Here is a 505-nt window from a genome sequence, read left to right as displayed (position 1 = left end):
ATTTAAAAGCATCGCGCTGTCTTTCTTTGTGGCGACGTTACTGTTTGCAACTTCAACAATGATGATTGGCGCTGTGTTGATTTCTTATGAAGTAAAGCAGTTCAACACCTACGCAAATAACCTAGCCAAAATAAAGCAAAAAGTCATTTTAATGGGGCTGCTGACGGAAGCGAAGCTCGAACAATACAAAGGCTTGAGCGTGGATGAAGTGGAAGCTCAAACTGAGTTCAGCTTCCAAGACGCGATTTACTCGCTGTCACCGTACGAAAAGCTGAATTACGTTGAAGCCGTCGCACGCAAATCGCTGCATCAAGCCGAAGCGTATTTATCGAATGCGTTTAATCGACAAAATGCCATTATGTACTTTCGCTCTTATACTGGGAGCAAGTTGATTTTAGAGCGCCCAATCAAAGCGTTAGAAGGTGTGAAGACCACATTCGATGTTGATTGGTGCAAGAGCAACTACTCTTGCGTTCTGGCTGCGTGGAAAGAACAACTGACTGAT

General features: G+C 44.0%; 1 pseudogene. It reads left to right on the top strand.

Going from position 1 to position 505, the window contains the following annotated elements:
- Window positions 1-505 (top strand): annotated as a pseudogene (locus R7040_RS30325) (GGDEF domain-containing protein); the annotation flags it as partial.

It is taken from the genome of Vibrio sp. 1069 (assembly GCF_033340555.1).
The sequence above is the reverse complement of the archived record's forward strand: the minus strand, read 5'-3'. Positions and strand labels throughout refer to the sequence as shown.